This window comes from Brevibacterium sp. K11IcPPYGO002 (assembly GCF_050920635.1).
Classification (GTDB): domain Bacteria; phylum Actinomycetota; class Actinomycetes; order Actinomycetales; family Brevibacteriaceae; genus Brevibacterium.
In genome coordinates, this window is record NZ_CP131929.1 from 1,616,183 (window position 1) to 1,636,710 (window position 20,528).

A 20,528-nucleotide genomic window follows, 5' to 3' on the forward strand; every position below is an offset into this window, starting at 1 on the left:
CGTGGGGGTATGCAGAGGATGACACGGGCCGCGGCCCGCAGGACGGCGATCGCGGCGACAGGACTGGACCGGCCGCGACCGGCCAAGGTCACCGCCCGACACCTCAAGAATGTCTTCGCCACCATGGGGCTGACTCAGATCGACTCCGTCGCCCGAGTCGTCCGATCCCACTATCTGCCGTACTACTCCCGCCTGGGTCCCTACCCGCGGGAGACCCTGGACCGGCTCTTCTACACTTCGCCGCGCATGGGCGTCGAGTACTGGGCCCATGCCGCGGCCTTCGTGCCCCCGCAGACGTGGAAGCATTTCGCCCGCGCGCACAGCGAATGGTGGCGCAACGACTTCGGACAGCGCCACCCGGAGACCGGCGAAGAATTCCGGAACCTCCAAGTCGGCGTCCTCACCGCCCTGTCCGCCCGGCCGATGACGGCCCGGGAAGTCGCCGAGGTGGTCGACCATGATCTGCCGGAGATCCACCGCGGCCATTGGGGTTGGAATCCCAGCCAGGTGAAAGTCGCCCTCGAAGCGCTGTTCGCCGGAGGCATCATCAGCGCCGCCGGACGCAATGACCACTTCGAACGCATCTATGCCCTGGCCCGCGACGTCTCACCCGAGCTGCCGCAGCTGCCTCTGGCCTATGGGCCCCCGGATGAACCTTCGCTGGGACTGGACCCGAATGCGCCGCTTCCACGCGGAATCTCCGGGGCAGAGAACAATGTCGTCGAACTCACCCGCATCGCGGCACGTGCTCTGGGGATCTCCCGCCCCGAGGACATCGCCGACTACTTTCGGCAGCGGCGCGCACCGACCGACGCCGCCATCAGTGAGCTCATCGACTCAGGTGAGCTGCGCGAAGTCGACGTCGAAGGCGTCCCGGCCCTGAAATGGCACGAGGCTCGGACCCCGCGCACCGTGAACGCCCGCGCCCTGCTGGCACCGTTCGACCCCTTGGTCTTCTACCGGCCGCGCATCGAATGGCTCTTCGACTTCCACTACCGCATCGAGATCTACACACCAGCGGCCAAACGGGTCCACGGCTACTACGTCACTCCGTTCCTCCTCGGCGATCGGCTCGTCGGGCGAGTCGACCTGCACCGGGATGGCGCCGCGGGAATACTGCGTGCTCACCAGGTGACATGGGAGCCGGGGGAGGAGCACACCGCGGAGCTCGCTGACGAGCTCACGACGATGGCCACATGGCTGGGCCTGACCGCCGTGGACCTCGAAGGTACTCACCTGCCATTAAGCTAGGGGCTATACAGTCGTTCGAGTCGTTGTCCGGCAGACATGCCGATTAGGAGAAAAGTGGCTAATTTCCTCGAGAAGCTTCTGCGCACAGGTGAAGGCAGAACTCTGAAGAAGCTCCGCCGATACACGGATGCCATCAACCAGCTGTCTGATGAGTTCAGCGAGATGACCGACACCGAACTGCGTGAGGAAACCGGCCGGTTCAAGGAACGCTACAAGGACGGCGAGAGCCTCGACTCTCTGCTGCCCGAAGCATTCGCCACCGTGCGCGAAGCCTCGGGCCGGACCTTGGGCATGCGACACTTCGACGTTCAGCTCATGGGCGGCGCCGCCCTGCACCTGGGCAACATCGCCGAGATGAAGACCGGTGAGGGCAAGACCCTCGTCGCTACGGCCCCGGCCTACCTCAACGCACTCACCGGCGATCCGGTCCACATCATCACGGTCAACGACTATCTGGCCACCTACCAGTCCGAGCTGATGGGACGCGTGTTCCGCTTCCTCGGCATGGAGACCGGCTGCATCCAGGCGAACATGCCGTCGGATCTGCGCCGCAAACAGTACGCCGCGGACATCACCTACGGCACGAACAACGAATTCGGCTTCGACTACCTGCGCGACAATATGGCGTGGTCGGCCGACGAACTGGTCCAGCGCGGACATGCCTTCGCCATCGTCGATGAGGTCGATTCGATCCTCATCGACGAGGCCCGAACCCCGCTCATCATCTCCGGTCCCGCCGAAGGCGATGCGAACCGCTGGTACGGCGAATTCGCCAAGGTCGTCAAGCGCCTGAAGACCGACCGCGACTACGAAGTCGATGAGAAGAAGCGCACCGTCGGCGTCCTCGAACCCGGTATCGAACGTGTCGAGGACTATCTGGGCATCGGGAACCTCTACGACGCGGAGAACACCCCGCTCATCAGCTTCCTCAACAACTCCATCCGTGCCAAGGAGCTGTTCAAGAAGGACAAGGACTATGTCGTCCTCGACGGCGAAGTCCTCATCGTCGACGAACACACCGGTCGTGTGCTCAAGGGCCGCCGCTACAACGAGGGCCTGCACCAGGCCATCGAGGCGAAGGAGGGAGTGAAGGTCCAGGCCGAGAACCAGACCTTGGCCACGATCACCCTGCAGAACTTCTTCCGTCTCTACGAGAAGCTCTCCGGAATGACCGGTACGGCCGAGACCGAGGCCGCGGAATTCATGTCCACCTACAAGCTCGGCGTCGTCCCGATCCCGACGAACAAACCGATGCAGCGCGTCGACCAGTCCGACTTCGTCTACAAGAACGAGGTCGCGAAGTTCGCCGCCGTCGTCGACGACATCGTCGAACGCCACGAGACCGGTCAGCCCGTCCTCGTCGGCACGACGAGCGTCGAGAAGAGCGAATACCTGTCGAAGCATCTGGCCAAACGCGGCGTCAAGCATGAGGTCCTCAACGCGAAGAACCACGCCCGTGAGGCCTCGATCGTGGCGATGGCCGGACGCAAGAGCGCGGTCACGGTGGCCACGAACATGGCCGGCCGCGGCACCGACATCATGCTCGGCGGAAACGCCGAGTTCCTCGCGGTTGCAGAGATGGAACGCCGCGGTCTGGACCCGGCCGAGAACGAGGAGCAGTACGAGTCCGAATGGCCGGAGGTGCTCAAGGCCGCCGAGGACAAGGTGAAGGAAGAGGCCGAAGAGGTCGTCGAACTCGGCGGACTCTACGTGCTCGGCACCGAACGCCACGAGTCCCGTCGCATCGACAACCAGCTGCGCGGACGTTCCGGCCGTCAGGGAGACCCCGGTGAATCCCGGTTCTACCTGTCGCTGACCGATGATCTCATGCGCCTGTTCGGTTCGGGAGCCGCAGAACGGATCATGGCGACGGCGAACGTGCCCGACGATGTGCCGCTGGAATCGAAGATGGTCTCGCGTGCCATCCTCTCGGCTCAGTCGCAGATCGAGCAGCGCAACGCCGAACAGCGCAAGAACGTGCTCAAATACGACGATGTGCTCAACCGTCAGCGCACCGTGATATACGACGAGCGCCGCCGGGTTCTCGACGGGGCCGACCTCGAGGAGCAGGTCGCGAACTTCCGCGAAGAGATCATCGACGCCTACGTCGCCCAGGCGACGACGGGACCGGTCGAAGACTGGCAGATCGACGAGCTCTTCGACGCCCTCGGAAAGATCTACTCACCGTCGATCTCATCCGATGACCTCGCCGAGGAACTCGGCGGACTCGGCAACCTCACGAAGAACCGTCTCAACCAGGAGATCCAGTCCGACATCGCCCTGTTCTATTCGCAGCGCGAAGAGGAACTCGGCGAGGATGCCACCCGCGAACTCGAACGCCGCGTGGTGCTCTCTGTCATCGACAAGCGGTGGCGGGAGCACCTCTACGAGATGGACTACCTCAAGAACGGCATCGGACTGCGGGCGATGGCACAGCGCGACCCCCTGGTGGAATACCAGCGCGAGGGCTTCGAGATGTTCACCACCATGCAGGACGGGATCAAGGAGGACGTCGTTCGCCTCACCAACACGCTGCAGGTTCAGGTGACGTCATCGGCCGGTTCCGACGATGCCGAAGCCGAGGTCGAGGTCGACGCCGAGGAGCTGCGTCACACGACTCCGAAGATGCAGCTTTCGGCCCCGTCCGAGACCGGTTCGGCCGCGATCTCCGAAACCGAGGACGACGACGAACCGGCTCCGGCGAACCGCGCCGAACGCCGCGCGAAGAAGAAGGCCAAGAGCTGAGACCGAGCCCTCAGCGGCTCACATCGTCTCCAGGGCAGTCAGCGTCCACCGGGTGGTGAGCAGTTCCAAGCGGACTGCCACCGCCCGGACGCGATTTGCGGCGGCGACGATGACCGTGACCTCGGCGATCTCGGGGCTGACCTGGCAGACGTGCGCTGTCCCCGGCCTCACCGTACGAGCGCCGGGCGCGGTCGCCCGGTGCGGCGCCACCTCGGCGCGCAGCTGACAACGGTGATCGATCTTCGCCAGTAGCTCCGGTTCGACCCAGCGGGCGATCGTCTCGCTGCGTCTGACCCCGGAGAGGACCTCGAGGCAGGCAACCGCCAACGAGGTGGCCGTGGCCGCGATCCTCGCCCGGTCGTCTGCATCGTCCGGCCCTCGGGACTGCCGGCTGACCCGGCGAGGAGGCTGCGCCGTGGAGCGCGGTGAGACCTGTCGCCGAGGCGGTGCCGAAGCCTGAGGTCGGGTGAGGGTGAGCGGGGCGGTCATGTCCGGATCTCCAATCTCTGACCTGCAATGATGAGGCTCGGATCGGGTCCGATGGTGTCCTCGTTGGCGGTATAGATGTCAGCGACGAGTTGGGGGACCTCTGCCGGCGTGTCGGTCAGTTCCGCAGCGATCGACCACAGGCTCTCGCCTCGGGTCACAGTATGTGCGGCGGCTGCCGAATCCGCAGGAACAGGGGAATCGTCGTTCTCACCCGGTTCGCTGGGATTCCCGCTGTGGTCGGGTGCGTCTGCCTGATGTGATTCATCGTCGGCTTCGTCGGACGTATCCGATGCTCGCTCGTCCGGCGGCTCGGCGGGCCAGCCGGGGTCGGGTGGAAGTAGGCGATCGGCTGCCTCGGATTCCTCTGGCGGCTCCTCGACGTCGGACCCCTCCACATTGTCAGCGGGGGTCGGCGACCGTGCATCATCGCCGACCGTCGGCCATCCGGGATCGGCCGGAGCGGAGGCCGCGTCCGGCGACGATGCGGGTCCGGGTGCGGAGTCTCCGACCGGTGCCGCGTGAACCGAGTGGACGGCCAAACCGGCTGAGACGACGGCAAGAACACTCGAGGCGAGTATCCGGGGCATCGCCGTGACGACCGCTCCTGCCAGTGCGGCCCGGACGCGGCCCGATGGGAGAACCCGCAGCAGCAGTGTCAGCAGCGAGACGATGCCGATCCGCGAGAACAGGAGCACTCCGGAACCGATGATGACGATGACGATGATGTCGCCGGTCGTGCGCGGCGGTGGCAATTGTGTCCACGCGGTGAAGAAGGAACCGAGCAGAATCAGCCATGAACCCGCACATGCAATCAAGAGATACATCTAGACATCCTCCATTGGATATTGAATCTAATAGTGCCGTTAGATGTAATTTGATGTCAATAGATCGTCTATAACTACATGACTGTAGTTCGGTGTGTCGTCGAATCAAGTCTTGAAAGTGGACTACAGCTGGGGCAAGCTTGGCGACTATGGACGATCGCATTGATGCACTCCTGGCGGATATCGAAGCCGCCGACTCGGCGGCGCAGACGCATGCCAGAAGGGGCGAATTCGGTGATGAGGTCGCCGGGCAGGCTGCCGAGAGGACTCTGCTCGAGCGGCTGCGCGGATCATTGGGATCGACGGTGCAGGTGACGATGTCCGATCGTGACATCACCGGGACAGTGTGCTTCCTCGGCCGGGACATCGTCGTCCTCGCCGGGGTCGAGGTCTCCGCGATTGCGCTCAGGGCTGTTCGCGGACTCAGGCTGCCCACGAAAGTGCATCGGTTCGAAGCCGGTGGGTTGGAGCGATTGGGGATGGGCTCGGCGCTGCGGCGCTGGTCAGCGGCCCATGAAGAGGTATCGATCGACGTCGCCGACCGCTCGGGCGCGATTCGCGGACGATGCGCCCTCGTCGCCGCGGACTATGTCGAAATCGCCGGCCGGATCATTCCCTTTGCGGCGATCAGCGCCATCCACGCCCGGACGAACCCTTTCGGATGATTCGGGCGCAATGAAGAGCAGAGTCGAAGAGCGAAGGTCAGTCGTCGATGGATCCGGTCTTGATCTGGTACTCGGTGCGTTCGTACATGCGCTGGATATAGGCTTCGATCTCGGACTTCTCGACCCGCCACTGCCCGCGCCCGCCGACCTTGATGGCGCGGAGATCGCCGGAGCGGACCAGGGCCCGAGCCTGAGCGATCGAGACATTGAGCAGCTCGGCGACATCGGTCAGCGGCAGGAAGCGACTTTCGACGGCCATGAGGTGAATTCTCCCGTTCCAAATGTCCATCTGCCACCAGATGTCCATCTGCTTGTTGGTGCATTTTGCCAAAAACCTTGCTTTGGCATCATTTGATGCTCAATATTATCACTGAGAAACAGTTTCTGTCAGTGAATCTTCTGCGAATCTGGAGATGCAATGGAGCTCTCGAAACGAATCCGACGCCCCCGCTGGACCGATGCCCGGCTCTTGGTTGGCGCGATGCTCGTCGTCCTCGCGGTCGTCGGCACCTATCTGCTCGTCACCTCGGCGAATTCGACCACGCGAGTCTGGGCGAGCGCACACGCACTCGTTCCCGGTGAGGTCCTGAGACCGGCCGACCTCACCGTCGCGGAGGTCAACCTCGCCGATCTCGGCAAGAAATACCTTGCCGCCGATGCCGAACTGCCGCCGAACACGAGCGTACGCAGCGTCGTCGCGGCAGGAGAGCTGCTGGCCGCCTCGGCGGTAGCGCCTCTGTCCGAGCTCGACGGTCGAGTCGTGGCGATCGACATCGCCGGTTCCGTGCCGAGCGTCGTCGACTCGGGCAGCCTCGTCGACGTCTGGGCGCAGCCGGAGCAGAACGGGCTCGACGACGACGGAACACCACCGGAGCAGATCGTCGATTCCGCTCCGGTCGCTCATATCAGTCGAGACGTCGGCAGCTTCGGGGCCGGTGACGGCGCCCGTATCGAAGTGTTCGTCGGCTCGGTCGATCTGCCCGGCGTACTCGCCGCCCTCGACGGACGCAACGTGCTCTCGGTCGTCGGTGCTCCGTCCGTTCCGGCAGACGACGGCGAGCAGTGATGACACAGATTCTGCTCGCCGTCGACTTCGAGTACGACCTCATCCTCTTCGAGCTGCTCAGCGAGATCGACGATGTCACGATCGTCGCCCGACCCGCCGACGAGGTGGAGCTGCTTGCCCACTGTCGCACAGGGGGCGCCGACGTCGTCATCATCGGCCGCTACTTTCCCGGACTCGACGCCGAGGTGATCGCCGCGATCACGGCGTCGGGGGCGAAGGTGCTCGGGTTCGGCGATGACGAGCACGCACTCGAGGCCGTCGGCATCAGCTCGGTCGTCGCAACGGATGCGGATGCACCCACGATGGCCGCCGCCATCGAGGACATCCGCGCCGCCACCGTGGTGCCGCCGCGGCCGCCGACGCCTCCGGGCGGCGTCGGTGCAGCTGGGGTGATCATCGCGGTCTGGGGGACGGGGTCGTCGCCCGGGCGCACCCTCACGGCCGTCAATCTCGCCGATCAGGCCTCCCGTCAGGGAATGCGCAGCGTCGTCGTCGACGCCGATACGGTCTCTGGGATGGTCGCGTCCACACTCGGGCTGACGGAGGAATCCTCCCACCTGGCCAGCCTCTGCCGGTCGCAGACCGACCCGTCGGGACGTCTTCACCCCCATTCGGTGCCGCATGCGGTGATCCGCGAGAACTTCCACGTCGTCACGGGACTCACGCGGCCCGAGCGGTGGCCGGAGATCCGAGCCTCCGTTCTGGAGACGGTGCTGCAGCGCTTGGCCAAGGCCTACGAGGTGGTCATCGTCGACGTCAGCGATCGGATCGATCCCGATGACGACCTCGCCGATCCCTTCTATGACCGGCACTGCGCCACCCGCGCCGCGCTCGAGGCCGCCGATATCGTGCTCGTCCTCGCCGCGGGAGAGCCGATCGGTCTGCAGCGGCTGGTCAAACTCCTCGGCACTCCGCGGGCCGAGTCGGTGCGGGAGAAGATGCGGCTGGTGATCACGAAGGTGCGATCGGGCGCGGTCGGCCATCCTGCCGAGACGCGGATCAGGGAAGTCCTCGACCGCTTCGTCCGCATCACTCCGGACTTCCTGCTCTCCGACGACCGCTCCACCGCCGAGGCGGCGATGCTCGCCGGCCATACCCTGCACGAGCAGAATCCCAGGTCCGTCCTCGTCGGTGACATCGCCGCGATGATCGACGAACTCCTGCCGGGTCGGCGCCGCTCCCGCAGATCGCCAGGAGGCCGTGAACGTCGCGGCACCGGTCGTCGCGGACGCACACAGAATAAGCGGGTGAGCCAGGGGACCGGACCGCGGGACTAGGATGAGGGGCATGGCCATTCGCTGCTATATTCCCACCACCCTGACCGCGCTGCGTTCGACGCTGGCCGATGTCCGCGCCGTCGCCCCCGATGCTCAGGGGCGCGGCCTGCGCGGCGAAGAGTTCGAAACCGCCGAATTCGATGCCATGTGCATCGCCGCCGCCCTGGCCGCGAACGCGGCCTTCGATCCCGCTGATGCCGACACGGCTGACACCGAGTCCGGCGCCGAGGCGACTCCCGCCCGCCGTGTGATCGTGGCCTATGACGCCCCCGAGTCGAGCCCGGCCGAACCGCTGACCGACGGCTTCGATCTCATCACCGTCGCCGAGGTCGATATGACCCGGGCAGCCAGCTTCCATCTCGACGAAGACCTCGTCTGGGACGAAGCGGTGCGACTGGGACAGGTCACGGGCGTCAGCGCGGCCGAGGACTGCCTCGGCGCCTCGGATCTGCTGTGGTATGACGCATCTGAGCTGCCGCAGCTGCTCGCCGACGCGAACTGAGTCGGTCGCACCCCGAACGGAATCGACGCCTCAGGCGAATCCGAGGCCTCAGGCGGATTCGAAGCGGCGCAGCCGATCGCTCAGTCGCTTCTGCAGGATCGGGACCACGGCCTGTTCGATCATCGCCCCGAACATCGGGATCGACGAGCTGATCTCTGCATGAGCGGCCAGCTTCGTGACTGACTCGGCCTCGCGCAGCTCGAGGACGGCATCGATCTCGACAGGTACGCCTGCGGCACGTGCGGTCATGCGGATCTCGGCCTCGTCGCCGAGGACATCCCCGGGAATCATGTACACCTCGACCAGCACGGTGTTCTCCGGAAGCCTGGAGGCCAGTGCCGCGGGCAGCTCGGCCTTGGGCATCGGGGTCCGCACGGTCATTTCGGTGTCGGGGTCCATGAATTCGGCACCGGCCTCGGAGCCGAGCTTCTCCCACACGCCGGGATCGGCGAGTTTGGCCAGGAAAGTCGACAGATCAACCGAGTATTCATGATTGAGAGTCAGAGATCGCATAGCTCCAGTTTGCCAGCGAATGAACGGTACACCACCGTATGCGGCTCGGCGTGCCTTTCTCGATATTTGGGCATAGTGTGGGGAATGACGATTCGAGGTCGAATCGCATGACGAATGCTCGTTGATCATAGAGGTGAAACAGTGACTCAGGTCTCAATTTCGGACGTTGCAGAAGAGTGGAGGAAGCAGAGGGGACAGTCGGCTCCCGAGAACTTCCTCGAAGCGTACTATCCGCGGTTCGAAACAGGGGCCAACGACCCCGAGGCGTATGCGGCCGCGGCTGCCCGTCATTTTGCGCTCGGCACCGAATACGACGGTCGGTCGCCGGCGATCGCCATCTACAATCCGAGTGTCGACTCGCCGGAATTCCGCGACAACCACACGGTCATCGCCATCGTGCTCGCCGATATGCCCCATCTCGTGTCCTCGATCGTCAGCGACCTCGCCGCCAACGGCAGGGCGATCCGCCGCGTCCATCACCCGATCATCACGGTCACCGGAACCGGCCCCGGCGAGAAGATCCTCTCGCCGGCAGAGGCTCCCGCGCTCAGCGCGGACACGGCGAGCATTCCGACGGTCTCCGAGGCCGCTGCCGACAGCACGGACGGTGCCCCACAGCAGCAGTCCTGGATCCGCCTCGAGATCGACCGCATCTCAGACGACGACTTCGACGCACTCGAAAAGAGCCTGCGCGGAGTCCTCGACTATGTGGCCGCGGCAGCCCGTGACGCCCAGGCGATGGCCGCGAAGGCCAAGGACATCGCCGCCGAGCTGAGCGCACACGCACCGCGCCCGGAACTGGCCTCCGAGGCCGAATCCGCCGCCGCCCTGCTCACCTGGCTCGATGGTCACTTCACCTTCCTCGGCTACCGCGAATACGACTACATCCACGACGCTGAGCACAGCAGCCTCGAACCGATCGAGGACACGTCGATGGGCATCTCGGCCCTGCGCCCGCTCGTGAAGTCACCGCTCAGCCGGGCCGTCGCCGACAAGGCCCTGGAACCGCATGTGCTGGTGCTGACGAAGGCGAACTCGCGTTCCCGGGTCATCCGGTCCTCCTTCATGGACTACATCGGCGTGAAGACCTTCGACGCCGATGGTGAGATCGTCGGCGAACGCCGCTTCGTCGGCGTGTTCAAACCCGAGTTCTACAACGACAGCGTCCTCAACATCCCGGTCATCGACCGGAAGGTCGCGAAGATCCTCTCGGCCAGCGGATTCCCCACCGGATCCCATTCGGCCAACGAGCTCCTCGGAGTCCTCGAGAACTACCCCCGCGAGGATCTGCTGCATGAGGACACCGAGGAGATCTATGACGTCGTCATGGAGATCGTCGACATGCAGGAGCGCCGGGAATCGCGTGTGTTCGTCCGCACCGACCCGTACCAGCGCTTCGTCTCGGTCATCCTCTATCTTCCGCGCGACCTCTACAACACCGATGCTCGTGTGCGCGTGCAGGAAGTGCTGCGCAAGTTCTACAACGCCGACAGCGTCGACTTCGACGTGCTGCTGAGCGAATCGGCCCTGGCGCGCATCCACTTCGTGGCCCGCGTCGCCAGGGACTCCCAGCTGCCGCAGATCGGAGCCGATGAGGTCGAATCCCGCATCGTCGGAGCCGTGCGCTCCTGGTCAGAAGATGTCCACGCGTTCCTCGTTCCCGCCGAATCCGGCGACACCGGGGCCTCACACGCCCGGGCCGACCTGTGGTCGAAGTCGTTCCCTCCCAGCTACGGCGAGCACCACACCCCCGCCGAGGCGGTCGCCGACGTCGGCCGATTCGAAGCCCTCGAGGCCGGGCAGGGACCGGCGGTGCGCCTCTACCGTCCCGACCAGAACACCGACGCCTCCGTCCGCCTCGTCCTCTACCGCCGTGACCGGGTCAGCCTGTCCGAGGTCCTGCCCTTCCTCACGGCGTTCGGCGCTGACGTCGTCGACGAACGTCCCCACGAACTCGACCTCGCCGACGGAACGCATCGGTACATCTACGACTTCGGACTCAGCTTCCCCGAGGAGTTGGCCGATGACGACTACGACCGCATCGCAGAGGCCTTCATGGCCGGCTGGGACGGCAAGAAGGAAGCGGGAGTCTTCGACCGCCTCGTCGTCGCCGGACTCTCCTGGCAGCATGTGACGATCATCCGCGCCCTGGGCAAATACCTGCGCCAGGCAGGCTTCACCTATTCCGACGCCTACGTCGGCGAGGTCTACAGCGACAATCCGCAGATCTCGAAGCTGCTCGTCGACTACTTCTCCGCCAAGTTCGATCCGGACGTCGACGATGCCGGACGCGAAACGGCGATGACCGAGCTCGACGACTCCATCGAGTCCTCGCTCAGCGAGGTCGCCAGTCTCGACGCCGACCGAGTGCTGCGCTCCTCACTCGAGCTGCTGCGGGCGACGCTGCGCACGAACTACTACATCGACGAATCCGGTGCCCTGCCGACGGCACTGGTGCTCAAGATCCGGCCCGACGAACTCAGCTTCGTACCGAAGCCGAAGCCGGCGCTCGAGATGTGGGTGTACTCCCCGCAGGTCGAAGGCGTGCACCTGCGTTTCGGCACCGTCGCGCGCGGCGGCCTGCGCTGGTCGGATCGTCGCGACGACTTCCGCACCGAGGTGCTCGGCCTCGTCAAGGCGCAGATGGTCAAGAACGCCCTCATCGTGCCCACCGGCGCCAAGGGCGGGTTCTTCCCCAAACAGCTGCCGCCGATGAGCGATCGGGACGCCTGGATGGCCGCCGGCCAGGCCGCTTACGAGGTGTTCATCGAAAGCATGCTCGAGGTCTCGGACAACCTCACCTACGGCACCGATGACTCCAGCGTCGTCGTCCATCCCGAGCGCGTCGTCCGCCACGACGGCGACGACTACTACCTCGTCGTCGCCGCGGACAAGGGCACGGCACGGTTCTCCGATGTGGCCAACGCGATCGCCGAACGCCGCGGATTCTGGCTCGGCGACGCCTTCGCCTCGGGAGGATCGGTCGGCTACGACCACAAGGCGATGGCCATCACCTCCCGGGGTGCGTGGAAGTCCGTCGAACGCCACTTCCGCGAACTCGGCCTCAACACCGCCGCCGAGGACTTCACGGTCGTGGGCATCGGCGATATGAGCGGCGACGTCTTCGGCAATGGAATGCTGCGCAGCGATCACATCTGCCTGGTCGCGGCCTTCGACCACCGGGACATCTTCCTCGATCCGCACCCCGACGCCGCACGCAGCTTCGTCGAGCGCCAGCGTCTGTTCGACCTGCCGCGCTCGAGTTGGCAGGACTACGACCGGGAGCTCATCTCCGCAGGCGGCGGAGTCTTCTCCCGCTCGGCGAAGTCGATCGACCTCAGCCGTGAGGCCGCCTCGGTGCTCGGAGTCGAACCCGGAAAGCGCAGCCCGGCCGATCTCATGTCCGAGATCCTGGGGGCACCCGTCGACCTCGTCTACAACGGCGGAATCGGCACCTATATCAAGGCCTCGACCGAGAGCCATGCCGATGTCGGCGACAAGTCCAATGACGCGATCCGGATCGACGGCGCCGATGTGCGGGCACGCGTGATCGGTGAGGGCGGCAACCTCGGTGTGACCCAGTTGGGGCGTGTCGAGGCTGCGCTGAGCGGCGTCGAGGTCAACACCGATGCCGTCGACAACTCTGCCGGCGTCGACAGCTCCGACCATGAGGTCAACATCAAGCTGCTCCTGCGCACGCTCGTGCACAAGGGGGCCTTCGCGGCCGAGGAGCGGGAACAGGTGCTGCACTCGTTCACCGACCAGGTCGCCGACCGCGTGTTGGCGAACAACTACTCGCAGAACGTCGTCCTCGGTGAGGCTCGGGCCCAGACCGAATCGATGTCGGGAACGTACGGTCGGCTGCTGAACTACCTGGAGAAGAACGCCGACCTCGATCGTGCGGTCGAATTCCTGCCGAACGCCGAGGAATTGGCCAAACGCGAGTTCAGCTCCTACGTGTCACCCGAACTCGCCGTGCTCTTGGCCTATGTGAAGATGCACGCCGCCGACGAGGTCCTTGCGAGCACCGTGCCGGACGAGACGTGGATGCGTCGCGAACTCGTGTCCTACTTCCCGGAGGCCCTGCAGGAGAAGTACGGTGAGCTCATCCCCGAACACCCGCTGCACCGTGAGATCGCGACGGCGAAGCTCGTCAACCGGCTCGTCGACCGCGGCGGACTGACCTACATCTACCGGATGCTGGAAGAGACCCCGGCTTCGGTGCCGCAGATCGCCCGCGTGTTCGTCGTGGTCTCCGAGATCTTCGGCCTCGACGACTTCTTCGACGCGGTGTGCGCGCTCGACAATCAGGTGCCCACCGAGGTGCAGGTGAAGCTCCAGCACGACTATGTGCGACTCCTCGATCGGTCGTCGCGCTGGCTCGTGCAGCAGGCACCTGACAGCCTCGACGTCGATTCCGGCATCGAGATGTACGGCAAGGTCGTCGAGGCTCTGCGCTCCAGGGTTCCGGACCTCGTCGACGGCTACGACGCCGAGACCATGCGCGCGAAGGCCCAGAGCTACATCGACGAAGGTGTGCCGAGCGAACTCGCCTGGCGCTCGGCTGCCCTCCTCGACGAGTTCGTGCTGCTCGACATCACCCAGCTGGCCGCCCGGGCGAACGAATCCGCCGAGGATGTCGCCGAGGTCTACTACGCCGTGAACGAACGCTTCTCCGGTTCGCAGGTACTGACCCTCATCGGCGAACTCGACCGCAGCGATCGGTGGTCGGCGCTGGCCCGCGGATCGATGCGCGACGACTACTACGCCGCGATCCTGTCGGTGACCGGAACGGTCTTGGCCGCCACGGATTCGCCGATCTCGGGAACCCCGGACGAGCGAGCGAAGCAGCGGCTGGCGGAATGGCTCGAACGCAACGAGACAGTCGTCGGTCGGGTGCTGGAGACGACGGAGACGATCCTCGGACTCGACACGGTCACTCAGGCACCGCTGTCGGTGCTGCTGCGCTCCCTGCGGTCGATGGTCCGTTCCTCGGCCTGGGAGAGCGAACACAACGGCTGACGCTGATCTCGGGCGCGGCCGACCCCACGGTCGGCCGCGGCCGCCGTGTCGGTCGTGAGCGTCCGGACGGCACGGCCTCGGCGCGTGAGAACGCGGACCGATTCAGTGGTAGCGTCTGAACATCGACATCTCAGCAGATCCGCGGTTCTCCCGGGTCTGCTGATCTCACCTGGGAGGAACGTATCGTGCTCAACGAACTGCTGGCGGCCGAGGGCCTCACGGATGAGTCGGACGTCGAACACATCCATCTGCTCGTCGGGGACTGGCAGCTGCTGGCCGACCTCTCCTTCGCCGACCTCGTGCTGTGGGTGCCGTCGCCCAGCGGCGCCTATACGGTGCTGGCCCATGCGCGATCGACGACCGGAGCGACACTGTTCAACCGGGACCTGATCGGAGCGCGGGCGACCGGCCTGGAGAAGGAGCTGCTCGATCAGGCCAGCAGCACTCGCAGCTATGTCACCCACGTCGCAGCGGCCCGAGAGATGGGAATCAGCGCAGGATCCTCCGATGTCGATATCCTCGCCGAGGCGGTTCCGATCATCCGTGACGGTGAGGCCATAGCGCTCGTCGTCCGGTACTCGGAAGAGGTCCGGCGCAGGGGTTCGTCCCGGTTGGAGAAGTACTACCGGGAAACGGCGATGGCCCTGATGCGGATGATCGTGCAGGGAACGTTCCCCGACCGCGACGCCCCGTCCGGAGCCCGGCACGGCGAACCACGAGTCGGCGACGGCATCTTCATCCTCGACCGCGATTCGCATGTGCAGTACGCGTCCCCGAACGCCGTATCGCTGATGCACCGGCTCGGCTACGAAGGAGAGATCGAAGGCAGCTACCTCTCCGAGGTGGTCTCGAGCCTCAGCGCAGATCTGCGGCAGGTCGATGAGACCCTCCCGTTGGTGCTCACCGGACGTGCCCCGTGGCGGACCGAGCTCGAAGTCGGGCGCACGAGTGTGTCCCTGCGTGCGATTCCGCTGACGGATGAGGGGGAGCGCATCGGTGCGATCGTGCTGGCCCGCGACGTCTCCGAGATCCGTCGCCGCAAGCGGGAGCTGCTCTCGCGCGACGCGATGATCAAGGAGATGCACCACAGGGTGAAGAACAATCTGCAGACCGTCTCCGCCCTGCTGCGGCTGCAGACCCGCCGGATCGACAGCCCCGAGGCCAAAGGCGCGCTGACCGAGGCGATGCGCCGCGTCTCGATCATCGCCGTGGTCCATGACGTGCTCAGCCAAGGCGTCGAATCCGAGGTGGACTTCGACGAAGTCGTCGACAAGGGGCTGCGTCTGACGCCCGAGCTGACCAGTCCGCTGGTGCACATCGAACTCAAACGCTGCGGAAGCTTCGGTACCATCTCCTCAGCCGATGCCACCTCCTTGGCCCTGGCCATCACGGAGCTGATCACGAACGCGATCGAACACGGATTCCCCACCGAGAACCTCGAGGGATTGGAACCGGGGGAGACGCTCAACGGCCACGTGTGGGTGACTCCTGAGCGCAATGGCGACCATCTGAGTGTGACGATCGCCGATGACGGCATCGGGCTGGGGGAGACGCAGAATCCGGGCAATGGTCTGGGTACGCAGATCGTGCGCACCCTGGTCTCCGCCGATCTGGCCGGTTCGATCCAATGGCAGGCCCGCGAAGGCGGCGGAACCGTCGCCGTCCTCGATGTGCCGCTGCGCCCGGATTCCTACGACTGAGCCGCACACGACTGAAGTGACCCGCACACGACTGAGTCCCTTGTCTCGACGACGATCATTCGTCGTGGAGACAAGGGACTCAGTCTTCGGTTGTGCTGGGTGATGCGGTGAGGGGTCCGGCAGCTTCAGGGGACTGCCTCCCGATGTCCGGCGTCTCAGCCGGCGCGGCGGGCGCGAGCGGCGCGACGCTTGAGAGCGCGACGTTCGTCTTCGCTCAGACCACCCCAGACTCCGGCATCCTGACCGGATTCGAGGGCCCATTGCAGGCAGGTCTCTGCGACTTCACAGCGGCGACAGACAGTCTTTGCTTCCTCAATCTGGAGCAGCGCGGGTCCGGTGTTGCCGATCGGGAAGAAGAGCTCCGGATCCTCATTGAGGCATGCTGCACGGTGTCGCCAATCCATGGTGACCTTTCGACGAATTCAGTGAACGCAGTTGATCACGCCCGAATTCCGGGCGTGCAACTCTCACAGTCAAGGTTCACATAACGCAATTGGGCGCACAAGGGTCCGGCAGTGTGAAATTTCTGACAAGAATTTTCACCATTGTCCTGCTATGAGGGCGATCGCGCAAATCGGTCCGCGATTCGTCTTTCCGCCCCTGTTGCGGCGTCTGGGCCTAGACTGTCAGGCACATGCAGACAGCAGATGAATGCAGACAGACATCTCGTGAACCGATGGAGGACTCATGACCAACGATCTCGCCGGCCCCCGCATCGTCTCCGTCGGCGGCCACACGCCGCAGGTCGATCCGGATGCGTTCGTCGCGGCCGGCGCCACCCTCGTCGGTGATGTGCATGTGAAGAAGGGAGCGAGCGTCTTCTACGGCTGTGTTCTGCGCGCCGAGGCCGCCCCGATCACGATCGGTGAGGACTCGAATGTCCAGGACAACACCGTCATGCACACCGACGCCGGCAAACCTGTCGTCATCGGCGCCCGGGTCTCCATCGGCCACCAGGCTCTCGTCCACGGTGCCGTCGTCGACGACGACGTGCTCATCGGAATGCACTCCACAGTGCTCAACGACGCCCACATCGGCAGCGAGTCCCTCATCGCCGCAGGCGCCGTCGTCCTCGAAGGCACACAGATTCCGGCACGGTCGCTCGTCGCCGGTGTCCCTGCGAAGGTGCGTCGGGAGATGACGGATGAAGGAGTGGAGAAGGTCCGGCAGAACGCCCAGTCCTATGTGCACCTGTCGACCCTGCACAAGGACACCGCCGAGGTGGTCGATCCGAGCTGATCGGACCGATCCCGAACCGATCCGGCGGGGCCGTTCGCAAGCATCGTGGCGATTTGAGACAATCTGAGTGTGAACACTGAATTTGATTCCACTGCAGATCGCGTCGTCATCATCGGCGGCGGCCCCGGCGGCTACGAAGCCGCGCTCGTCGCGGCTCAGCTCGGTGCAGATGTCATGCTCATCGAGGCGAATCGGTGTGGTGGTTCCGCCGTGCTCACCGATGTCGTGCCGTCGAAGTCGCTCATCGCCACCGCCGAGATGATGGATGAGATCGAGCGCTCCGGCGGGCTCGGAATCCGGATCGAGAACGCCGAGGACACCGATTCCGATGATCGCCGAGTCACCGCCGACCTCGAAGCGGTCAACAAGCGCATCCTCTCCCTGGCCGACGCCCAGGCCAACGACATCTACGAAGGCCTCATCCGGGCCGGTGTCAAAGCTATTCAGGGCACGGCGACGCTGGCCGGTCGCGACCAGGTCCATGTCGTCGAATCCGGCGGCACCGAGTACACCCTCGAGGCCTCGACGATCCTGCTCTCAGTCGGCGCCCACCCGCGTGAGCTGCCCACTGCGCAGCCCGATGGTGAGCGCATCCTCACCTGGACCCAGCTCTACGACCTCGACGAGCTGCCCGAGCACCTCATCGTCGTCGGCTCCGGTGTCACCGGCGCCGAGTTCGCTTCGGCCTACCGTGCCCTGGGCACCGAGGTGACCCTCGTGTCCTCGCGTGAGAAGGTCCTGCCCGGGCAGGACGAAGATGCAGCCGATGTGCTCGAATTCGTCTTCCGCAACAAGGGCATGAACGTCCTCTCCCGCTCCCGCGCCGCCTCGGTGACCCGCACCGACGACGGAGTCGAGGTGGTGCTCGCCGACGGCCGCCGCGTCGAGGGATCCCACTGCCTCATGGCCGTCGGTTCGATTCCGAACACCGAAGGCCTCGGCCTGGAGAAAGCCGGTGTGCGGGTCAGCGAATCCGGACACATCGTCGTCGATGGGGTCTCGCGGACCTCGCGGGCCGGGATCTATGCCGCCGGTGACTGCACCGGTGTGCTGCCGCTGGCCTCGGTGGCCGCGATGCAGGGCCGGATCGCCATGAACCACGCACTCGGCGACGCTGTGCAGCCGCTCAAGCTGCGCAATGTCGCTTCGAACGTGTTCACCGCACCCGAGATCGCCACCGTCGGCTTCACTCAGCAGAACTACCGCGAGAACCCGACGGACATCGACACCGTGATGCTGCCTCTGGACACGAATCCGCGCGCCAAGATGCTCGGCATCGAGGACGGGTTCGTCAAGATCTTCGCTCGGCGCGGATCCGGCTCCATCCTCGGCGGCGTCGTCGTCGGACCGCGGGCCAGTGAGCTCATCCTGCCGATCACCATGGCCGTGGAGAACCGGCTGACCGTCGACCAGCTCTCCGCCTCCTTCGTCGTCTACCCCTCGGTGAGCGGATCGCTGACCGAAGCGGCACGGAAGCTCCACCGCCACCTCTGAAGTCTCGAATCGACGATCGCGGGAAAGTTCTGCTCCGCAGCTGTCGATCTTCTCGCTCCTCGACCGTCATCATGGTGTCAGGCCGCCCGGCATGACATGAGGAACGACGAAGGAGAACGACATGAAATACGCACTTCTGCTGATGGGACGCCCACAGGATCCTGACTGCGGTGAGGACGGCGGAGCGGATCCGACCGAGTTCATGGCATTCGATAAGGAGATCAGCGAGGCCGGGGTCGTCGTCGGCGGCTTCGCCCTCGAGGGACCCGAACTCGGGGTTCGGGTGAGCGGGTCCGGAGGCGAAGCGCTTGTCACCTCGGGTCCGTTCGCCGAATCGAACGAGTTCGTCGGCGGCAGCTACGTCATCGACGTCGCCGACATCGACGAGGCGATCGCCTGGGCGAAGAAGAGCCCCGCAGCCAAGGCCGGACACATCGAGATCCGTCCGGTGGCCGACTACTGATGGACCCCGCCCCCGATTCGGCCGCTCGAGTCCTCAGCGCCATCGGCGAGGAGGACTACGGGCGGCTGCTCGCGGCGCTCGTCACCCGGTTCCGGGACTTCGACCTCGCCGAGGAGTCCCTCCACGACGCCGTGCTGCGCGCGGTCGAGACATGGCCGGGCAGGGGAGTGCCGGAACGCCCTCAGGCATGGCTGATGACCACGGCGAAGAACCGCGCCATCGATCTCATCCGCTCCGATGATGTGCGCACCCGGCACCTCGCCCGCCTGCGCATCGAGGACGAGCTGCGACCAGGTGACCACGACGACCACGCGGAGCGCTTCGCCGAGGAGTTGGACGCGGCAGACATGCCCGACGAACGCCTCGGCCTGTTCTTCACCTGCTCCCACCCGACCCTGCGCGAGGAGGAACGCATCGTGCTCATCCTGCGCTTCCTCTCGGGACTGACCACCGCCGAGGTGGCTGCCGGATTCCTCATCGAGACCGCGACGATGCAGCAGCGGATCGTCCGCGCCAAGCAGCGGATCCTCAAGACCGGGATTCCCTTCGGCCGCCCTGCGCCCGCTGAGGTCGGTGACCGGTTGCCCGGAGTGCTGCGCGTCCTCTCCCTCATCTTCACTCAGGGCATCAACGCCACTGCAGGACCGGACCATACTCGAGTCGACCTGCAGCTCGAAGCCATCCGACTGACCCGACTGCTCGTCGGATATCTGCCCGAACAGACCGAAGCTCGCGGTCTGCTGGCTCTGCTCCTGCTCACACGGGCGCGTGATCGTGCTCGGGTGAGCGAGGACGGTCGGCCGGTGCCGTTGGCCGACCAGGACCGCAGCCGGTGGGACTCCCGCCTCATCGCCGAAGGCACCGGGCTCGTCGGAACGGCCGCCGGGGAGCCGGAGGCCGGTGCCTTCACCATCCAGGCGGCGATCGCTGCCCTCCACGCCGACGCCGCGACGTTCGCCGAAACGGACTGGAAGCAGATCCTCGTGCTCTATCGGATGCTTACCGACCTCGACCCGTCGCCGGTCGTGGCTCTCAACACTGCGATCGCCCTCGGGCAGGTCTCGGGCCCCGAAGCTGCCATGAGCGCCCTGGACGAACTTGCCGAAGATCCGCGGCTGCTGCGGCACAGGCCCTTCCACATCGCCAGAGCCATCACCCTCGACGAGCTCGGCCGCACGGCCGAGGCCGAGGACGCCTATGCCGCCGGTCTCGAGTGCCCCGGAAACGATGCCGAGTCCGAATACATCACTGCCCGGATCACCGATCTTCAGCGGTGAC

General features: G+C 65.3%; 17 protein-coding genes. 12 read left to right on the forward strand and 5 right to left on the reverse strand.

Annotation, left to right across the window (positions count from 1 at the left end):
• The first annotated feature begins 9 nt into the window (after positions 1-9).
• Positions 10-1,251, forward strand: coding sequence for a winged helix-turn-helix domain-containing protein (locus tag QYM46_RS07275; RefSeq protein ID WP_432791392.1), 1,242 nt, complete (start codon positions 10-12; stop codon positions 1,249-1,251).
• A gap of 54 nt (positions 1,252-1,305) precedes the next feature.
• On the forward strand, positions 1,306-3,996 hold the full coding sequence (gene secA / locus QYM46_RS07280) for a preprotein translocase subunit SecA (RefSeq protein WP_432791393.1): 2,691 nt from the start codon (positions 1,306-1,308) through the stop codon (positions 3,994-3,996).
• An 18-nt stretch (positions 3,997-4,014) separates the two neighbouring features.
• On the opposite strand, the gene QYM46_RS07285 is transcribed toward secA, so the two are convergent.
• Both QYM46_RS07285 and QYM46_RS07290 read right to left on the reverse strand, forming a co-directional pair.
• Positions 4,015-4,485 (reverse strand): Rv3235 family protein, encoded by a 471-nt coding sequence (locus tag QYM46_RS07285; RefSeq protein ID WP_169251929.1) that lies wholly within the window; start codon positions 4,483-4,485, stop codon positions 4,015-4,017.
• Positions 4,482-5,309, reverse strand: a complete 828-nt coding sequence (locus QYM46_RS07290) for a LysM peptidoglycan-binding domain-containing protein (protein WP_432791394.1) — start codon at positions 5,307-5,309, stop codon at positions 4,482-4,484. The genes QYM46_RS07285 and QYM46_RS07290 overlap by 4 nt, the downstream gene beginning before the upstream one ends.
• A gap of 149 nt (positions 5,310-5,458) precedes the next feature.
• Here QYM46_RS07290 and QYM46_RS07295 point away from each other — a divergent pair, with 149 nt between their 5' ends.
• Positions 5,459-5,974, forward strand: a complete 516-nt coding sequence (locus QYM46_RS07295; RefSeq protein WP_432791395.1) for a hypothetical protein — start codon at positions 5,459-5,461, stop codon at positions 5,972-5,974.
• Between the two features lie 37 nt (positions 5,975-6,011).
• Here QYM46_RS07295 and QYM46_RS07300 read toward each other — a convergent pair whose 3' ends face one another.
• Positions 6,012-6,233: a helix-turn-helix domain-containing protein gene (locus QYM46_RS07300; protein ID WP_169251932.1), complete on the reverse strand. Its 222-nt coding sequence runs from the start codon at positions 6,231-6,233 to the stop codon at positions 6,012-6,014.
• A gap of 159 nt (positions 6,234-6,392) precedes the next feature.
• Here QYM46_RS07300 and QYM46_RS07305 point away from each other — a divergent pair, with 159 nt between their 5' ends.
• Genes QYM46_RS07305 through QYM46_RS07315 form a run of 3 tightly spaced genes read left to right on the forward strand, consistent with a single transcriptional unit; the run spans position 6,393 to position 8,819 of the window.
• On the forward strand, positions 6,393-7,040 hold the full coding sequence (locus tag QYM46_RS07305) for an SAF domain-containing protein (protein ID WP_432791396.1): 648 nt from the start codon (positions 6,393-6,395) through the stop codon (positions 7,038-7,040).
• On the forward strand, positions 7,040-8,317 hold the full coding sequence (locus tag QYM46_RS07310; protein ID WP_432791397.1) for an AAA family ATPase: 1,278 nt from the start codon (positions 7,040-7,042) through the stop codon (positions 8,315-8,317). The genes QYM46_RS07305 and QYM46_RS07310 overlap by 1 nt, the downstream gene beginning before the upstream one ends.
• Positions 8,318-8,327: 10 nt before the next feature.
• Positions 8,328-8,819 (forward strand): DUF6912 family protein, encoded by a 492-nt coding sequence (locus QYM46_RS07315; protein ID WP_432791398.1) that lies wholly within the window; start codon positions 8,328-8,330, stop codon positions 8,817-8,819.
• Between the two features lie 48 nt (positions 8,820-8,867).
• Here QYM46_RS07315 and QYM46_RS07320 read toward each other — a convergent pair whose 3' ends face one another.
• Positions 8,868-9,332 (reverse strand): DUF2505 domain-containing protein, encoded by a 465-nt coding sequence (locus tag QYM46_RS07320; RefSeq protein WP_432791399.1) that lies wholly within the window; start codon positions 9,330-9,332, stop codon positions 8,868-8,870.
• Between the two features lie 141 nt (positions 9,333-9,473).
• Between QYM46_RS07320 and QYM46_RS07325 the strand changes: the two genes are divergently transcribed.
• Positions 9,474-14,354 (forward strand): NAD-glutamate dehydrogenase, encoded by a 4,881-nt coding sequence (locus QYM46_RS07325; RefSeq protein ID WP_432791400.1) that lies wholly within the window; start codon positions 9,474-9,476, stop codon positions 14,352-14,354.
• A gap of 185 nt (positions 14,355-14,539) precedes the next feature.
• Complete coding sequence (locus tag QYM46_RS07330) at positions 14,540-16,054, forward strand: sensor histidine kinase (protein WP_432791401.1); 1,515 nt, start codon at positions 14,540-14,542, stop codon at positions 16,052-16,054.
• A 155-nt stretch (positions 16,055-16,209) separates the two neighbouring features.
• On the opposite strand, the gene QYM46_RS07335 is transcribed toward QYM46_RS07330, so the two are convergent.
• Entirely contained in the window at positions 16,210-16,458 is a 249-nt protein-coding gene (locus QYM46_RS07335; protein ID WP_009374875.1) for a WhiB family transcriptional regulator, read from the reverse strand.
• A 283-nt stretch (positions 16,459-16,741) separates the two neighbouring features.
• On the opposite strand from QYM46_RS07335, the gene QYM46_RS07340 reads away from it, so the two are divergent.
• The 4 genes from QYM46_RS07340 (at position 16,742) to QYM46_RS07355 (ending at position 20,527) form a co-directional block, all read left to right on the forward strand.
• Complete coding sequence (locus QYM46_RS07340; RefSeq protein WP_432791402.1) at positions 16,742-17,293, forward strand: gamma carbonic anhydrase family protein; 552 nt, start codon at positions 16,742-16,744, stop codon at positions 17,291-17,293.
• A gap of 69 nt (positions 17,294-17,362) precedes the next feature.
• Positions 17,363-18,787, forward strand: a complete 1,425-nt coding sequence (locus QYM46_RS07345; protein ID WP_169251939.1) for an NAD(P)H-quinone dehydrogenase — start codon at positions 17,363-17,365, stop codon at positions 18,785-18,787.
• Positions 18,788-18,908: 121 nt separating this feature from the next.
• A complete protein-coding gene (locus QYM46_RS07350; RefSeq protein ID WP_169251940.1) occupies positions 18,909-19,250 on the forward strand; it encodes a YciI family protein in 342 nt (113 codons plus the stop codon).
• Positions 19,250-20,527 (forward strand): RNA polymerase sigma factor, encoded by a 1,278-nt coding sequence (locus QYM46_RS07355; RefSeq protein ID WP_432791403.1) that lies wholly within the window; start codon positions 19,250-19,252, stop codon positions 20,525-20,527. Before QYM46_RS07350 ends, QYM46_RS07355 begins: the two co-directional genes overlap by 1 nt.
• Position 20,528: the final 1 nt, after the last annotated feature.

What these genes read in the sequence shown, in the direction of transcription:
- QYM46_RS07320 (WP_432791399.1), bottom strand. Translation starts at nt 9,332, where the DNA reads ATGCGATCTCTGACTCTCAATCATGAATACTCGGTTGATCTGTCGACT.
- QYM46_RS07335 (WP_009374875.1), bottom strand. Translation starts at nt 16,458, where the DNA reads ATGGATTGGCGACACCGTGCAGCATGCCTCAATGAGGATCCGGAGCTC.
- QYM46_RS07350 (WP_169251940.1), top strand. Translation starts at nt 18,909, where the DNA reads ATGAAATACGCACTTCTGCTGATGGGACGCCCACAGGATCCTGACTGC.
- QYM46_RS07355 (WP_432791403.1), top strand. Translation starts at nt 19,250, where the DNA reads ATGGACCCCGCCCCCGATTCGGCCGCTCGAGTCCTCAGCGCCATCGGC.
- QYM46_RS07275 (WP_432791392.1), top strand. Translation starts at nt 10, where the DNA reads ATGCAGAGGATGACACGGGCCGCGGCCCGCAGGACGGCGATCGCGGCG.
- QYM46_RS07285 (WP_169251929.1), bottom strand. Translation starts at nt 4,485, where the DNA reads ATGACCGCCCCGCTCACCCTCACCCGACCTCAGGCTTCGGCACCGCCT.
- QYM46_RS07340 (WP_432791402.1), top strand. Translation starts at nt 16,742, where the DNA reads ATGACCAACGATCTCGCCGGCCCCCGCATCGTCTCCGTCGGCGGCCAC.
- QYM46_RS07300 (WP_169251932.1), bottom strand. Translation starts at nt 6,233, where the DNA reads ATGGCCGTCGAAAGTCGCTTCCTGCCGCTGACCGATGTCGCCGAGCTG.
- QYM46_RS07290 (WP_432791394.1), bottom strand. Translation starts at nt 5,309, where the DNA reads ATGTATCTCTTGATTGCATGTGCGGGTTCATGGCTGATTCTGCTCGGT.
- QYM46_RS07295 (WP_432791395.1), top strand. Translation starts at nt 5,459, where the DNA reads ATGGACGATCGCATTGATGCACTCCTGGCGGATATCGAAGCCGCCGAC.
- QYM46_RS07305 (WP_432791396.1), top strand. Translation starts at nt 6,393, where the DNA reads ATGGAGCTCTCGAAACGAATCCGACGCCCCCGCTGGACCGATGCCCGG.
- QYM46_RS07315 (WP_432791398.1), top strand. Translation starts at nt 8,328, where the DNA reads ATGGCCATTCGCTGCTATATTCCCACCACCCTGACCGCGCTGCGTTCG.
- QYM46_RS07310 (WP_432791397.1), top strand. Translation starts at nt 7,040, where the DNA reads ATGACACAGATTCTGCTCGCCGTCGACTTCGAGTACGACCTCATCCTC.